At 66.7% G+C, this 12,727-nt stretch carries 13 protein-coding genes; 2 read left to right on the top strand and 11 right to left on the bottom strand.

Going from position 1 to position 12,727, the window contains the following annotated elements; genetic code table 11:
* Positions 1-118 precede the first annotated feature (118 nt).
* The 4 genes from JFY56_RS19935 to JFY56_RS19920 all read right to left on the bottom strand — a co-directional run bounded on the left by JFY56_RS19935 (position 119) and on the right by JFY56_RS19920 (position 4,221).
* Entirely contained in the window at positions 119-751 is a 633-nt protein-coding gene (locus JFY56_RS19935) for a LysE family transporter (RefSeq protein WP_208315785.1), read from the bottom strand.
* A gap of 222 nt (positions 752-973) precedes the next feature.
* Positions 974-1,732 (bottom strand): TerC family protein, encoded by a 759-nt coding sequence (locus tag JFY56_RS19930; RefSeq protein WP_208315784.1) that lies wholly within the window; start codon positions 1,730-1,732, stop codon positions 974-976.
* A gap of 15 nt (positions 1,733-1,747) precedes the next feature.
* Positions 1,748-2,314, bottom strand: a complete 567-nt coding sequence (locus JFY56_RS19925; RefSeq protein WP_408004437.1) for a mechanosensitive ion channel domain-containing protein — start codon at positions 2,312-2,314, stop codon at positions 1,748-1,750.
* Entirely contained in the window at positions 2,311-4,221 is a 1,911-nt protein-coding gene (locus JFY56_RS19920) for an ATP-binding cassette domain-containing protein (RefSeq protein WP_208315783.1), read from the bottom strand. The genes JFY56_RS19925 and JFY56_RS19920 overlap by 4 nt, the downstream gene beginning before the upstream one ends.
* Positions 4,222-4,268: 47 nt before the next feature.
* Here JFY56_RS19920 and JFY56_RS19915 point away from each other — a divergent pair, with 47 nt between their 5' ends.
* Positions 4,269-4,736: a TIGR02444 family protein gene (locus JFY56_RS19915; protein WP_208315782.1), complete on the top strand. Its 468-nt coding sequence runs from the start codon at positions 4,269-4,271 to the stop codon at positions 4,734-4,736.
* Positions 4,737-4,738: 2 nt separating this feature from the next.
* Here the strand turns inward: JFY56_RS19915 and JFY56_RS19910 are convergent, their stop codons facing one another.
* From JFY56_RS19910 to JFY56_RS19900, 3 genes are all read right to left on the bottom strand, one after another.
* Complete coding sequence (locus JFY56_RS19910) at positions 4,739-5,827, bottom strand: AlgP family protein (RefSeq protein WP_208315781.1); 1,089 nt, start codon at positions 5,825-5,827, stop codon at positions 4,739-4,741.
* Between the two features lie 262 nt (positions 5,828-6,089).
* Positions 6,090-6,557, bottom strand: coding sequence for a sigma D regulator (gene rsd / locus JFY56_RS19905; protein ID WP_208315780.1), 468 nt, complete (start codon positions 6,555-6,557; stop codon positions 6,090-6,092).
* Positions 6,558-6,790: 233 nt separating this feature from the next.
* Positions 6,791-7,282 carry a disulfide bond formation protein B gene (locus JFY56_RS19900; RefSeq protein WP_208315779.1) on the bottom strand — a complete coding sequence of 164 codons (492 nt, stop codon included), beginning with the start codon at positions 7,280-7,282 and terminating at the stop codon, positions 6,791-6,793.
* A gap of 117 nt (positions 7,283-7,399) precedes the next feature.
* Here JFY56_RS19900 and JFY56_RS19895 point away from each other — a divergent pair, with 117 nt between their 5' ends.
* Positions 7,400-8,479: a PQQ-dependent sugar dehydrogenase gene (locus JFY56_RS19895; protein WP_208315778.1), complete on the top strand. Its 1,080-nt coding sequence runs from the start codon at positions 7,400-7,402 to the stop codon at positions 8,477-8,479.
* An 85-nt stretch (positions 8,480-8,564) separates the two neighbouring features.
* Here JFY56_RS19895 and JFY56_RS19890 read toward each other — a convergent pair whose 3' ends face one another.
* Genes JFY56_RS19890 through hemC form a run of 4 tightly spaced genes read right to left on the bottom strand, consistent with a single transcriptional unit; the run spans position 8,565 to position 12,675 of the window.
* Entirely contained in the window at positions 8,565-9,812 is a 1,248-nt protein-coding gene (locus JFY56_RS19890; protein ID WP_208315777.1) for a heme biosynthesis HemY N-terminal domain-containing protein, read from the bottom strand.
* A complete protein-coding gene (locus JFY56_RS19885) occupies positions 9,809-10,951 on the bottom strand; it encodes a uroporphyrinogen-III C-methyltransferase (protein ID WP_208315776.1) in 1,143 nt (380 codons plus the stop codon). The genes JFY56_RS19890 and JFY56_RS19885 overlap by 4 nt, the downstream gene beginning before the upstream one ends.
* A gap of 15 nt (positions 10,952-10,966) precedes the next feature.
* Positions 10,967-11,737, bottom strand: coding sequence for a uroporphyrinogen-III synthase (locus JFY56_RS19880; RefSeq protein WP_208315775.1), 771 nt, complete (start codon positions 11,735-11,737; stop codon positions 10,967-10,969).
* Complete coding sequence (gene hemC, locus JFY56_RS19875) at positions 11,734-12,675, bottom strand: hydroxymethylbilane synthase (protein WP_208315774.1); 942 nt, start codon at positions 12,673-12,675, stop codon at positions 11,734-11,736. Before hemC ends, JFY56_RS19880 begins: the two co-directional genes overlap by 4 nt.
* Between the last annotated feature and the right edge of the window lie 52 nt (positions 12,676-12,727).

The raw sequence follows: 12,727 nt of genomic DNA, 5'->3' as shown, positions 1-12,727 counted from the left end.
GCGGAAGGAAAATGAGAATGGAAGAGATTCAATTGTCACCCCGTATTTCAGGGGATGCAAGGCAAAGCTCACCACGGGCTCCCGTCAGAACGGCTGGAAGGCCCGTGGCAGAAGGATTTCAGGCCGGCGCGCGACGTACCGTGGCGAGCAGCGCCGCCGCGCCGACGAACAGCGCCGCGAAGGTGCGGTTCATCACCCGCTGCTGGCGCGGCGAGCGCAGCAGGCGCAGGACGCGGGCTGCAAGGCCGGTGTAGCCGGCCATGACGATCAGGTCGACGGTGATCATGGTCGCGCCCATGATCAGGTACTGCATCGCCAGCGGCTGGTGCGGATCGACGAACTGCGGCAGCACCGCAAGCATGAACACCACGGCCTTGGGGTTGCTGGCGTTGACCAGGAAGCCGCGCAGCACCAGCGTCAGCGGCCGCCCGAGGGAGCGCGGCGCGTCTTCGGTCTGCATCACCTGCGGCGGCGACGTCCACTGCTTCCACGCCAGGTAGACCAGATAGGCTACGCCGAACCACTTGATCAGGCTGAAGGCCAGCGCCGACGTAGCGAGCAACGCACCGACCCCGGCGGCCACCACGGCGATCTGCAGCGCCAGGCCAATCTGCAGCCCCAGCGCGTTCCAGTAGCCACGGGCGAAACCGTATTGCAGGCCGCAGGACATCGAGGCGATGGCCCCGGCGCCGGGGGAAAGACTGATCACCCAGCAGGCGATGAAGAAGGCGAACCAGGTACTGGCGAGCATGGGAACCTCGGCGGCGCAATATTCTGTTACGAGAAGCGGCCAGTGTGCCCTACTCCCGCCGCCAAGCCCAGCACCGCTCCGCGTAGGTTGGGCTGAAGCCGTAGGGCGGGTGCAACCCGCCATGATTCCCGTGGATTGGCGGGTTGCACCCGCCCTACCTGTTGACTCCTGAAATGAAAAAGCCCGGCGCGATGGCCGGGCTTCTTCGTCAGCAACAGCGGATCACTCCGGAATATCCTTGCGCAGCTTGACCGGCTCCGCTCCACGCTTCTTCGCCAGCGCGCCGCGCAGGCGGATGTTCAGCGCCTCGACGGCCAGCGAGAAGGCCATGGCGAAGTAGACGTAGCCCTTCGGCACATGCACCTCGAACGCCTCGGCCACCAGCACGGTGCCGACCACGATGAGGAACGACAGGGCGAGCATCTTCAGCGACGGGTGCTTGTCGATGAAGTCGCTGATGGTGCCGGCGGCGAGCATCATCACGCCGACCGAGATGACGATCGCGGCGACCATCACCGGCACGTTCTGCACCAGGCCGACGGCGGTGATCACCGAGTCCAGCGAGAAGATGATGTCGATGATCGCGATCTGCACGATCACGCCCATGAAGCCGCGGGCCTTCCCGGACTGCTCGCCACCGCCCTCGGCGCCTTCCAGGCTGTGGTAGATCTCCATGGTGCTCTTGAACAGCAGGAACAGGCCGCCGAAGAACAGGATCAGGTCGCGTCCGGAAATGCCCTGATCGAACAGATGGAACAGGTCGGCGGTCAGGCGCATCACCCAGGTGATCGACAGCAACAGCAGGATGCGCGTACCCATCGCCAGCGCCAGGCCGAAGAAGCGCGCCTTCGGCTGCTGCGCGACAGGCAGGCGGGAAACCAGGATCGAGATGAAGATGATGTTGTCGATGCCGAGGACGATCTCCAGGGCAGTCAGGGTAAGAAAGGCAACCCAGATTTCAGGGCTCGTGAGCCATTCCATAGTTTTCGTTTTCCGTCAGGAGATAGTGGGTAGGTTCGGCCCTCGCCAACGGCGAACGGCCTTCTGGAAGAACAGGCTGTTGGGCACCTGGAGCAGGGCTCCGGTGCTGCCCTCCCCGTTGACTTCCTCGAGCGTGGTGTAAAGCAGGTTGATCGCCACCACCCGGCCCTTCGCGCCCGGCTTGTCGGCCGACTCGATGACCTCGACCAGATCGCCCAGGCGGAACGGCCCGACGGTGAAGATCAGCAACGCGCAGAACAGGTTGGACAGCACGCTCCAGATGGCGAAGAACGCCACCGCCGCGACCGCCGCGAAACCGGTGATCGCCGACCACAGCACCGTGGCGGAAACGCCGAGGCGCTCCAGCACCATCAGCAGCGCCGAGCCCATGATCAGCCAGCGCATGCCGCCGCGCAGCGGCAGCAGCAGCTCCGGCGGCAGCGGATAGCGTTCCGCCAGGCGCGTGATGCCGCGCGCCAACAGGCGCTGCAGGGCCCAGGCGATCAGCAGGATGAGCAGTATCTGCAGACCATGCAGCAGCGGCTCCCGCCACTCCGCCAGCAGGGCGATCTCTTCCATCATTCGCTGGCCTCCAGTTCCCGTTGCAGCGCTTCGAGGGTTTCCAGGGCGAGCAGCCAGGCCTCTTCCAGTTCGCTTTCGCGAGCCTTGAGACTGGCCTGCCGGGCCAGCAGGTCGCGCAGTTCGTCCTTGCGCGCGGCCTCGTACAGGTCGCTGTCACCGAGGCGCTGTTCGACGCTGGCAAGCTGCTCATGCAACTTGCCGAGCTCCTTCTCCAGCTTGTCCGCCTCGCGCTTGTGCGGCGCCAGTTGCTGGCGCAGGGCGGCGGCGGCCTGGCGCTGGGCGCGCTTGTCGGTCTTCTCGGCGCCCGATGCGGATTCGGCGACCGGCGCCTGGCGCGCGCGGAAGTCCACCAGCCAGCGGGCATAGTCGTCGAGGTCGCCGTCGAAGTTCTGCACGCGACCGTCGGCCACCAGCAGGAATTCGTCGGTGGTGCTCTTCAGCAGGTGACGATCGTGGGATACCACCACCACGGCGCCGGAGAAATCCTGCAGGGCCATGGTCAGCGCCAGGCGCATTTCCAGGTCGAGGTGGTTGGTCGGTTCGTCGAGCAGCAGCAGGTTGGGCTTCTGCCAGGCGATCAGCGCCAGCGCCAGACGCGCCTTCTCGCCACCGGAGAAGTTCAGCACCGGCTCGTCGCAGCGGTCGCCGCGGAAATCGAAGCCGCCGAGGAAATCGCGCAGGGTCTGCTCGCGCTCGCCCGGCGCAATGCGCTGCAGGTGCAGCAGCGGGCTGGCCTTGGCATCCAGCGAATCGAGCTGGTGCTGGGCGAAGTAGCCGATGGCGAGGTTCTCGCCGCGCGCCAGATGCCCGGAGAGCAGCGAAAGATCACCAGAGAGGGTCTTGATCAGGGTCGACTTGCCGGCGCCGTTGGGGCCGAGCAGGCCGATCCGCGCGCCGGGCACCAGTTGCAGCTTGACCTTCTCCAGCACGGTCTTGTCGCCGTAGCCGAGCCGCGCCTCGGACATGTCGAGCAGCGGGCTGGAGATCTTGTCCGCCTCGCGGAAGCCGAAGTCGAACGGCGAATCCACATGCGCCGGTGCCAGCTCCTCCAGACGCTCCAGCGCCTTGATGCGGCTCTGCGCCTGGCGTGCCTTGGTCGCCTGGGCCTTGAAGCGGGCGATGAATTTCTCCATGTGCGCGCGCTGGGCCTGCTGTTTCTCGTAGGCCTGCTGCTGCTGCGCCAGCCGCTCGGCACGGGTGCGTTCGAAGGCCGAGTAGCCGCCGCGATAGAGCGTCAGCTTGCGCTGATCCAGATGCGCGATGTTGTCGACCACCGAGTCGAGGAAGTCGCGGTCGTGGGAGATCAGCAGCAGCGTGCCGGGGTAGCCCTTCAGCCACTCTTCCAGCCAGAGGATCGCATCGAGATCGAGGTGGTTGGTCGGCTCGTCGAGCAGCAGCAGTTCGGACGGGCACATCAGCGCCTGGGCAAGGTTGAGGCGCATCCGCCAGCCGCCGGAAAAGTCGCCGACGCGACGCTCCATTTGCTCCGGCGCAAAGCCGAGACCGGCCAGCAGCTTGCGTGCACGGGAGTCGGCGGTGTAGCCGTCGGCGTTGTCCAGTTCGCTGTGCAGGCGCGCCAGGGCGGTGCCGTCGTGGGCATGCTCGGCGGCGGCCAGCGCGGTCTGGATTTCGCGCAGACGGACGTCGCCGTCCAGCACGTAGTCCACCGCCAGCCGGTCGAGGGTATCCACTTCCTGGCGCATGTGCGCGATGCGCCAGTCGGCCGGCAACTGGCAGTCGCCGGCATCCTGGCCGAGCTGCCCGCGCAGAAGGGCGAACAGGCTGGATTTGCCGGCGCCATTGGCACCGATCAGGCCGACCTTCTGGCCGGCGTGCAGGGTCAGTTCGGCACCTTCCAGCAAACGCTGGGGGCCACGCTGTAGCGTAAGATTCTGTAGTCGGATCATGGCGGCGAAGTTTATCAGCTTCGTCCGACAGCCGCGTGGGAGTAGATATGACGACTGATGTCTGGAGTTACGCCCTGGCGCTGTACGCCAGGACCGGTGTCGAGGAAGCCTGTCTCGACCTGCAGGACGCGGGTGCCGATGTCTGCCTGTTGCTGACCGGAGCGTGGCTCGGTGAACTCGGGATCGCCTACAGCGATGCGCGGCTTGCGGAACTCGAAGCAGTGGCGGGGCCGTGGCAGCGGGAAGTCATCGCCCCGCTACGCCAGCTCCGCCGTGGCTGGCGCCTGCAGGCACAGCACGACGAACAGTTGGCGGGGTTGCGTGAACAGCTGAAGCGGCTCGAACTGGAAGCCGAGAAGATGGCCCTGTCGCGCCTGGAAGACATCGCGCTCGAATGGCAGAAGGGCGTGGCCAGCGATCTTTCACCCTGGCTGGAAGGCTGCGCCGGAGAGGCCGGCCGGCAACGCCGCGCTGCGCTCGATGAGCTGCGCAGTGCGGCGAGCCAGGGCGCCTGACCTCAGGAGGCGCTGGAGGTAGTGCCGGTAGTGCTGCTGGACGGAGTGACCGCCGTGGTAACCGCTGCAGCGCTGCTGCTCGACGGCGCCGGAGCCGACGGAGCCGAGCTGCTCACGCTGGCCGCTGCGGGGGTCGAGGAGGCAGCAGGGGCGGCCGGCTTGGCGGCTGCCGGTTTTGCGGCCGGTTTTGCCGCAGGCTTCTTCGCTGCAGGTTTCGCGGCAGGCTTGGCTGCAGCGGGTTTGGCTGCGGGCTTCGCAGTTGCAGGCTTGGCGGCAGGTTTGGCTGCCGGTTTCGCTGCTGCGGGCTTGGCGGCTGCTTTCGCGGCAGGCTTCGCGGCCGGTTTGGCCGCTGCCTTGGCTGCCGGCTTCGCTGCCGCAGTTTTCGCCGCGGGCTTGGCAGCAGGCTTGGCGGCTGCCGTCCTGGCCGGCGCCTTGGCTGCTGCCGGCTTCGCTGCCGCGGGTTTGGCGGCGGCCTTGGCGGCAGGCTTGGCCGCAGTCTTCGCAGCCGGTTTGGCGGCTGCTTTCGCTGCAGGCTTCGCGGCCGGTTTGGCAGCAGGCTTGCTGGCGGCTACCTTGGCGGCGGGTTTCGCAGCCGGTTTTGCTGCGGCCTTCGCTGCCGGCTTCGCCGCAGGCTTGGCGGCCGCTTTCGCAGCGGGTTTGGGTTTGGCCGCTTCCTTCGCAGCGGCGGCCTTGCGCGAATCCAGCGTCTTGCCGACGCTCTCTTTCACCTTGGCCACGCCCTGCGCCAGCTTGAGGCTTTCCTGCACGTCGCGCTTGAGGTTGGCGATATAGGTGCGGGTTTCGCTCTGACGGGTCTTCAGGGTTTCGAGCGCATCTTCCAGCTCACCAATGCTGGCCTTCGCCTTGGCCTGCGCCTTGGCCTTGCCGGCCTGCACCGCGTCCTGCAATTTGGTGCGGGACTTGTGCAGTCTGTCCTGGGCCTTTACGCGCTGCTTCTCGAGTTTGGCGAGAAGTTTTTCGGAATCGACCAGCGCCTGTTTGCAGGCACTCTCGAGATGTACAACAAGGCTTTGGGACAGTTGATGCAGCAGATGCAAAGGAGTGGTGACGGATTTCTTGTTAGCCGACATGACGTGCCTCCGAGCGGACGTGATTGGGCCCATACTAGACCCACGTTTGCACTCGCGCCAACGCGCACATCAAGCTGTAACCCGCGTCAGGCATAATCCTCAGCCATTTTCCACTTCGCTTTCGGAAACTTCCGGCGGATGCATCGCAATCGGAGGGTCCGGCAAGTGTCCGCAAAGGCAGTCGGAAGGCAGCTTTTCGCGAGTACGAGAACGGCGCGATCACTCATCCAACCGCGCCATCGAAGGCGTCGCCAACAGTACGTCAGGCAGTGGTCGCGCCGTGCTGATGCGCGTTGTGCAGCACTTCGATCAGGCAGTCTTCCAGCTCGAAGCGTTCGTGCAGTTGCTGGCGCAATGTCTTCAACTCGCTGTTCAGGCACTGGCCTTCGCGGCAGTCGCCGTTGTCGCAACGATCATTGAAGTCCAGCGCGGCGGCGGTGATCGCTTCCAGACGCGGGTAGATCTGCTTGGCCAGGTCCAGGCCGCGCTTGTCGCCGAAAGCCTGCGCTTCGCTTGTCAGCTGTTCGTAGACTTCGAAGTGACCTGCCGACACGTAGTCGAGCAGTAATTGACAGAAGTTCTGCAGCGACTCGGCATTGATCGCCGGGGCCTGAGCCTTCTCCAGGGAGTCGAACGACCGGACCAGTTCGTGGCGATCCCGCAACCAGCGATCGATCAACTGGTGCACACCTCCCCAACGTTCCTGGGCATTTCGGCAGCTCTCGAGCATTTTGTCCTCTCTTCCCTATAAGCCGTCCCGGAATGACCGCCCCCGGGACTTTATTGTTGGACTGTCGCCCCGCAAACGCGCTCTCGCCGTGGCGGCTTTCCGGCAGAGCGGAAACCCAGAGTATGCCCGTGGGGTGCCCCCTTCAAGACACCCCGGGAGAAAAATTCATACGAGCGTTTAATCGGCAGACCGCAGCGACGCTGGGCTGCGTCGCACAGGGAAACGCGTCGAAATCAGCCGCGACGGAACAGCTGGTAAAGGGCGAACAGGGCGAACGCAACGAAGGCCAGCAGACTCCACTCCGGGATGCTCAGGCTGAGCAGCGTCCAGGTCACCTCGGCGCAATCGGCCGAGCCGTGGAAGATCTGCCGCAGGGTTTCGGCGAACGGCATGGTCTCCAGCATGTAGTCGAGCGGCGGCAGGCAGGACGGCAACTGGTCGTGCGGCAGCGTCTGCAGCCACACCTGGCGGGCAGCGGTGAACGCACCACCGAGCGAACTGAGCAGGACCAGTCCCGCGTAGATGCGCCGCCCCGCCGGCTGCGGTCCGTGGATCGCGGCGAGCAGGGAGAACACGCCGGCGAGAGCGAAGAAGATGCGCTGCACGATGCACAGCGGGCACGGCTCCAGGCCGATCGCATACTGCAGGTAGTAGCCGGTGCCGAGCATGGCGGCGCAGGCGAGAAAGGCGAGGAAGAAAAGGGAACGAGGGCTGGCCAGGTTCATGGCGGCTCCGCAGCAGGGAAAGGATGTGCAGCAAGGGCGCTACGGTAGAGGAAAGCGCGCGGACGTTTCAAGGCAGCGATCTAGACTGAAGCGCGCACCCATCCGGAGGTTTCGACCATGCATCGCTTCATCATCGCACTGCTGTCCGCTTTTGCCAGCACGGCACATGGCGCCGTTCCGCTGGAGAACATCAGGCTGCCGGATGGCTTCCGCATCGAGGTCTTCAGCAACCAGGTGCCGAACGCACGGGGCATGGCCTGGGGCGCGCGGGGCACATTGTTCGTTGGCAGCAAGTCGGGAGAGGTGTATGCGCTGTCGGCCGATGGCAGCCGCGTGCGAGTGATCGCCGATGACCTGCAGATGCCGGTCGGCGTCGCCTTCCGCGACGGCGATCTGTATGTGTCGGCGATCAGCAGGATCGTCGTCCTGCGCGACATCGAGTCGCATCTGGACGAGCCGCCGAAACCCGAAAGACTGCCGGCGGAGTTCCCCCGGGAAACCCACCATGGCTGGAAGTTCATCGCCTTCGGTCCGGACGGCAAGCTCTATGTGCCGGTCGGCGCGCCGTGCAACATCTGCCGCCCCGAACGCGACAACTACGCCAATCTGCAGCGCATGAACGTCGATGGCAGCGGCCGCGAGGTGGTGGCCTATGGCGTGCGCAACACGGTCGGCTTCACCTGGCATCCGCAGACGCAGGAACTCTGGTTCACCGACAACGGCCGCGACATGCTCGGCGACAACCTGCCCGACGACGAACTGAACCGGGTAACACGCATCGGCGAGGACTTCGGCTATCCGGACTGCCACGCAGGAGACGTTGCCGATCCGGAATTCGCCGCGAAACCCTGCTCCGCCTTCACCCCACCGGTGGCCAAGCTCGGCCCACATGTCGCCGCTCTCGGCGTGCGCTTCTACACTGGCGAGCAGTTCCCGGCCGAATACCGCAACAACCTGTTCATCGCCGAGCATGGCTCATGGAATCGCAGCGAGAAGATCGGCTACCGCGTCGCGCGCATCGAGCTCAACGACGACGGTTCGCTGAAGCGCCAGAGCGTGTTCGCCGAAGGCTGGCTGGACAGCAACGGCAAGGTCAGCGGCCGCCCGGCCGACGTACTGGTCGCACCGGACGGCTCGCTGCTGGTGAGCGACGACCGCGCCGGTGCGATCTACCGGATCAGCTACACCGGCAAGTGAACTACCGTGGGTTGGCGCTGAACGCAGTGAAGCCCAACATCAGCCAAGCCGTTGCTCCGTTGGGCTTCGCAAGCTCAGCGCCAACCTACGTGGCCGATACCTTCTCCGGCACCCTCGGCAGCGTGGCAACCGGTGCGGCGATCAGCCCCAGTCCTTCCTGGAACAACTGGTTGCTGCGCTCAACCTCGCCCAGGTGCGCCAGCAGGCGCGCCAGTTCCGCGCAGGTTTCCGCGCTGCGCTGGCTGCGCAGGCTGGCCTCCAGGTATTCCCGCGCCTTGCCCCACAGCTTGTTGTGCCGGCTCAGGCGGCCGAGGGCGAGCAGCAGTTGCGCATCGTCGGGACGCGCCTTCAGCCAGGCCTCGGCGGTCTGCAACTGGTGCGCCGGATCGCGTCCGCGCGCCTGGCCGTACAGGTGCACCAGGCCGGCGTCGTATTCCTGCTTGAGCGCCTGGCGCAGGACTTCCTCGGCCTCTTCCGGAGCGCCCAGACGCAGCAGTTGCTGCGCATAGGTCGCCACCAGCAACGGCTTGCCACGCAGGTTGGACGGCACGTTCTGCCAGCGCTGGGTCAGCGGCTGCAGGGTGCTCTCGCCCTGCCCCAGCCCCTGCTCGCCGGCCTCTTCCAGAGAGGCCGCCCACACGCGGCGTTCGAGATCGCTCAGCTCGGTATTCTTCAGCGCCCGCTCCTTGCGCAACTCCGGCAACAGCACGCACAGCGCCGGCCAGTCGCGCAGGCTCACGTACAGTTGCTGGAGCAGACGCAGGACGGTCGGATGCTTCGGATGCTGCTCGTGCAACTGGTTCAGCACCTCCCGCGCCTGGGTGAATTCGCCGCGGTTGATCTGCAGTTGCGCACGGGTCAGGCCGACCGCTACTTCGGCGCCCGGCTCGCGCTGCAGCGCACGCGCAAGCAACTCGTCGCACTCCTCCGTACGGCCGAGTTCGTTGGCCGCGCGGGCAGCGCCCAGGTAATGCGCCAGCGGACGGTCGCTCAGCTCGGCGGCGCGGCGCAGGTGTCGCAGCGCCTGCGCCCAGTGGCCTTCGGCGAAATCGCGCTGGCCTTGTTCCTCGGCCATCTGCGCGCGGCGGCGGCGGTTGAAGCGCGACCAGGGGTTGACCACCCGCCCGGACACGCCGAGCAGCCGCAGCACCAGGCGCACCACCAGATAGGCCAGCCAGAGCAGCGCCAGCAGGGCAAGGAAGGTCCACAGGCTGGATTCGTAACGGAAGCTCTTGTAGGCGATCAGCACGTAGCCGGCCTGCTCGGCGATGGCCAGGCCGACCAGTGTCGCCGTCAGGACGATCGCCAGGATCAGCAGGTAGACCCGGCTCATGGATGGCTCTCCGTTTCCGTTGCGGCGGGCGCAGCCGGCTGTTCCTGCGGCTGCAGTTGTTCCTGCTGCGCGGCGGCGGAATCGCGCCGGGCCAGGTAGGCCTGCAGGGCGCTCAGCGCCGGACCGAGGTCAGGCGTCTGCACGCTGACCGGCTGGGTCGCCAGTTCGTCGAGACGCATGGCCAGCGCACGGCTGTCGGCCAGTTCGACGTTGAAGAAGTCGCCGACGATCTGCCGGGCCTGTTTCAGCGCACCCTGGTAGACCTCCTGCTTGCCGTTCAGCGCGGCCCATTGCGCCTGCTCCAGGGACAGACTGACAGCCAGGCGGACGCGGGTCAGTTGCTGGCCGGAAAGCAGCGGACGGATGTCCTGCCCGGCATTGAAATCGATGCGCACGAAGCGGGAGATCCGCTCCCACCATTGGTCCCAGGTACTGCTGCCATCGCCCCAGGCGACGTTCGATGCCTGGCCGCCCTCCTCGGATTTGAACGCCGGGCTGAGCGGTTGCAGTTGCGCGGCCTGCTCGCGCAGCGCGGCGATCTGCAGGAACAGCCCGGTGCGGTCGGGGCGCGGCAGGCTGCGCAGCGCCTCCAGGCTCTTGGTCAATGCGGCGCGGGCGGCGAAGGCGCCCGGATCGTTCTGCAGGCGCAGGATGTCGTCCGCGCCCTGCACCAGTTCGGTGGCGCTGTCGATATCCTGCAGGGCGGACAGACGCAGCGCGGCCAGGCGCAGCAGATGTTCGGCCTCGGCCAACCGCCACTGCTGACGACCCTGGCCGAGTACCTGCTTGATCTGCTGGGCGAGGTGCTGCTGATCGCCCTGCAGTTCCACCACCAGACGGCGACGGGTTTCCAGCTCATCGGCGGACGGCAACGCATCGATCCGCGCCGACAGCGCCTGCTCGCGCTGCAGCAGGCTCTGGGCCTGGCCGCGGGCCTCGTCCAACTGGCTCGTGCGCTGCTGGTCGCGCGCCTGCAGTTGCTGGACCTGCCAGATTCCCCAGCCACCTGCCGCCAGGCCGGCGGCGCCGACCAGCAGGGCCAGCAGCGCCAGGGCGCCGGCAGCCTTGCCGGGACGCGGTGGAGCAGGAGGTGCGGGTGTGGGTTCGGGGGTGTCTTGGGGAATCACTGCTTCGCTCACAGATCCGTCCTTCGCTCAGTAATTGTTCTCGGCAGCCTCTCGCAACGCCGCCAGCAACGCCGCGGCGTTCGCGCCGCGACAGTCGATCACCCTTTGCGCGCCGGCTTCCCGCGCCTGCCCGGCAACCCGCGGGCTGGGCACGAACAGCGGCAACTCCGCCACCTGCGGCCAGTCCTCCGCCGCCAGTTGGCGCAGATGTTCGAAGCCCTGCCCGCTGCTGATGGCCAGGGCGTTCAGGTCTTCCGCGCGGATTCGCCGCAGCAGTTCGCCGGCTGGGTAGCCCGGCAACTGTCGGCGATAAAGTTCCAGATAGTCCACTGCCACGCCCTGCTCGCGTAGACGCTCGGCCAGCAACTCCCGTCCGCCCTCGCCGCGCATGATCAGCACGCGCGGATTGTGGACCTGCAGGGCCTGGGCGAGTTCGGGCAATTCCAGCAATGCCTCGCTGTCATCGCCCTGGGCCGGGCAATGCACGTTCAATCCGTAATCCTGGAGGATAGCCGCCGTGGCGCCGCCGACGGTGAACCAGGTCTGCTGCAGCGGCGGTTGCGGCCAGTAGCGGTCGAGCCGGTCCAGGCCGAGGCGGGCGGCGGGCTTGCTGACCACGATGACCGCGCAGTAGCGATCGAGATCGAGCATCAGGCTGCGCTGGGCGGGGGTTTCGTCCAGCGCTTCGATCGCCAGCAGCGGCAGGCTGGCGCTATGGATGCCCTGCTCGGACAGGGTCGCCGCCAGCGCCTCGCACTCTTCCTGTGGACGCGTCAGCAGCAGCCGCCATTGCCTCACGGCTGTTCGGCCTCGCCATAGACCGCGGCGAGAATGTCCTGCGCGCCCTGGGCCAGCAGATCCTCGGCGACCCGCACGCCCAGCGCCTCTGCCTCGGCGAGCGGGGCGCGGGCTTCGGCGCGCAGCAGCAGCGAACCATCCGGCTGGCCAACCAGTCCGCGCAGCCACAGTTGTTCGCCTTCGCGTACGGCGTAGCAGGCGATCGGCACCTGGCAGCCGCCGTTCAGGCGCTTGTTCAGCGCGCGCTCGGCGGTCACCCGCAGGGCGGTTTCGCCGTGGTGCAGCGGCGCCAGCAGGGCATGGATTTCCGTGTCGGCGCTGCGGCATTCGATGCCGACTGCACCCTGCCCGCCCGCCGGCAGGCTGGCCTCGACGCTGATCGAGGAGCGGATGCGCGCTTCGAAACCGAGGCGGATCAGCCCGGCGGCGGCGAGGATGATGGCGTCGTAATCGCCGGCATCCAGCTTGGCCAGGCGGGTGTTGACGTTACCGCGCAGGAAGCGGATCTGCAGGTCCGGCCGGCTGGCCAGCAGCTGCGCCTGACGACGCAGGCTGGAGGTGCCGACCACGCTGCCCGCCGGCAGCTCGTCGAGGCTGGCGTATGTGTTGGAGACGAAGGCATCGCGCGGGTCTTCGCGCTCGCAGATGCAGTACAGGCCGAGCCCTTCCGGGAAGTCCATCGGCACGTCCTTCATGGAGTGCACGGCGATGTCCGCTTCGTTCTCCAGCAGGGCGGTTTCCAGTTCCTTGACGAACAGGCCCTTGCCGCCGATCTTCGCCAGCGGCGCGTCGAGCAGCTTGTCGCCGCGGCTGGTCATCGGCAGCAGCGTGACGGTCAGGCCGGGATGGGCCTGTTCCAGACGGGACTTGACGTATTCGGCCTGCCACAGTGCCAGTGCGCTCTGACGGGTGGCGATTCGGATTTCGCGGGACGGCATGATGATTCCGTGCAAGAAAGGACTGCACGCATCATAACAGCTAGCGGAGCGC

Origin of the sequence: Pseudomonas schmalbachii, assembly GCF_017589465.1 — a bacterium.
Lineage (GTDB): Bacteria > Pseudomonadota > Gammaproteobacteria > Pseudomonadales > Pseudomonadaceae > Pseudomonas > Pseudomonas schmalbachii.
Note: the sequence above shows the minus strand (reverse complement) of the source record. Positions and strands in the feature narration are given on the sequence as shown.

Bases quoted from the DNA above. Each gene is read 5' to 3' on its own strand.
- JFY56_RS19925 (WP_408004437.1), bottom strand. From the start codon at position 2,314: ATGATGGAAGAGATCGCCCTGCTGGCGGAGTGGCGGGAGCCGCTGCTG.
- JFY56_RS19910 (WP_208315781.1), bottom strand. From the start codon at position 5,827: ATGTCGGCTAACAAGAAATCCGTCACCACTCCTTTGCATCTGCTGCAT.
- rsd (WP_208315780.1), bottom strand. From the start codon at position 6,557: ATGCTCGAGAGCTGCCGAAATGCCCAGGAACGTTGGGGAGGTGTGCAC.
- JFY56_RS19920 (WP_208315783.1), bottom strand. From the start codon at position 4,221: ATGATCCGACTACAGAATCTTACGCTACAGCGTGGCCCCCAGCGTTTG.
- JFY56_RS19930 (WP_208315784.1), bottom strand. From the start codon at position 1,732: ATGGAATGGCTCACGAGCCCTGAAATCTGGGTTGCCTTTCTTACCCTG.
- JFY56_RS19890 (WP_208315777.1), bottom strand. From the start codon at position 9,812: ATGAGCCGGGTCTACCTGCTGATCCTGGCGATCGTCCTGACGGCGACA.
- hemC (WP_208315774.1), bottom strand. From the start codon at position 12,675: ATGCCGTCCCGCGAAATCCGAATCGCCACCCGTCAGAGCGCACTGGCA.
- JFY56_RS19915 (WP_208315782.1), top strand. From the start codon at position 4,269: ATGACGACTGATGTCTGGAGTTACGCCCTGGCGCTGTACGCCAGGACC.
- JFY56_RS19895 (WP_208315778.1), top strand. From the start codon at position 7,400: ATGCATCGCTTCATCATCGCACTGCTGTCCGCTTTTGCCAGCACGGCA.
- JFY56_RS19935 (WP_208315785.1), bottom strand. From the start codon at position 751: ATGCTCGCCAGTACCTGGTTCGCCTTCTTCATCGCCTGCTGGGTGATC.
- JFY56_RS19900 (WP_208315779.1), bottom strand. From the start codon at position 7,282: ATGAACCTGGCCAGCCCTCGTTCCCTTTTCTTCCTCGCCTTTCTCGCC.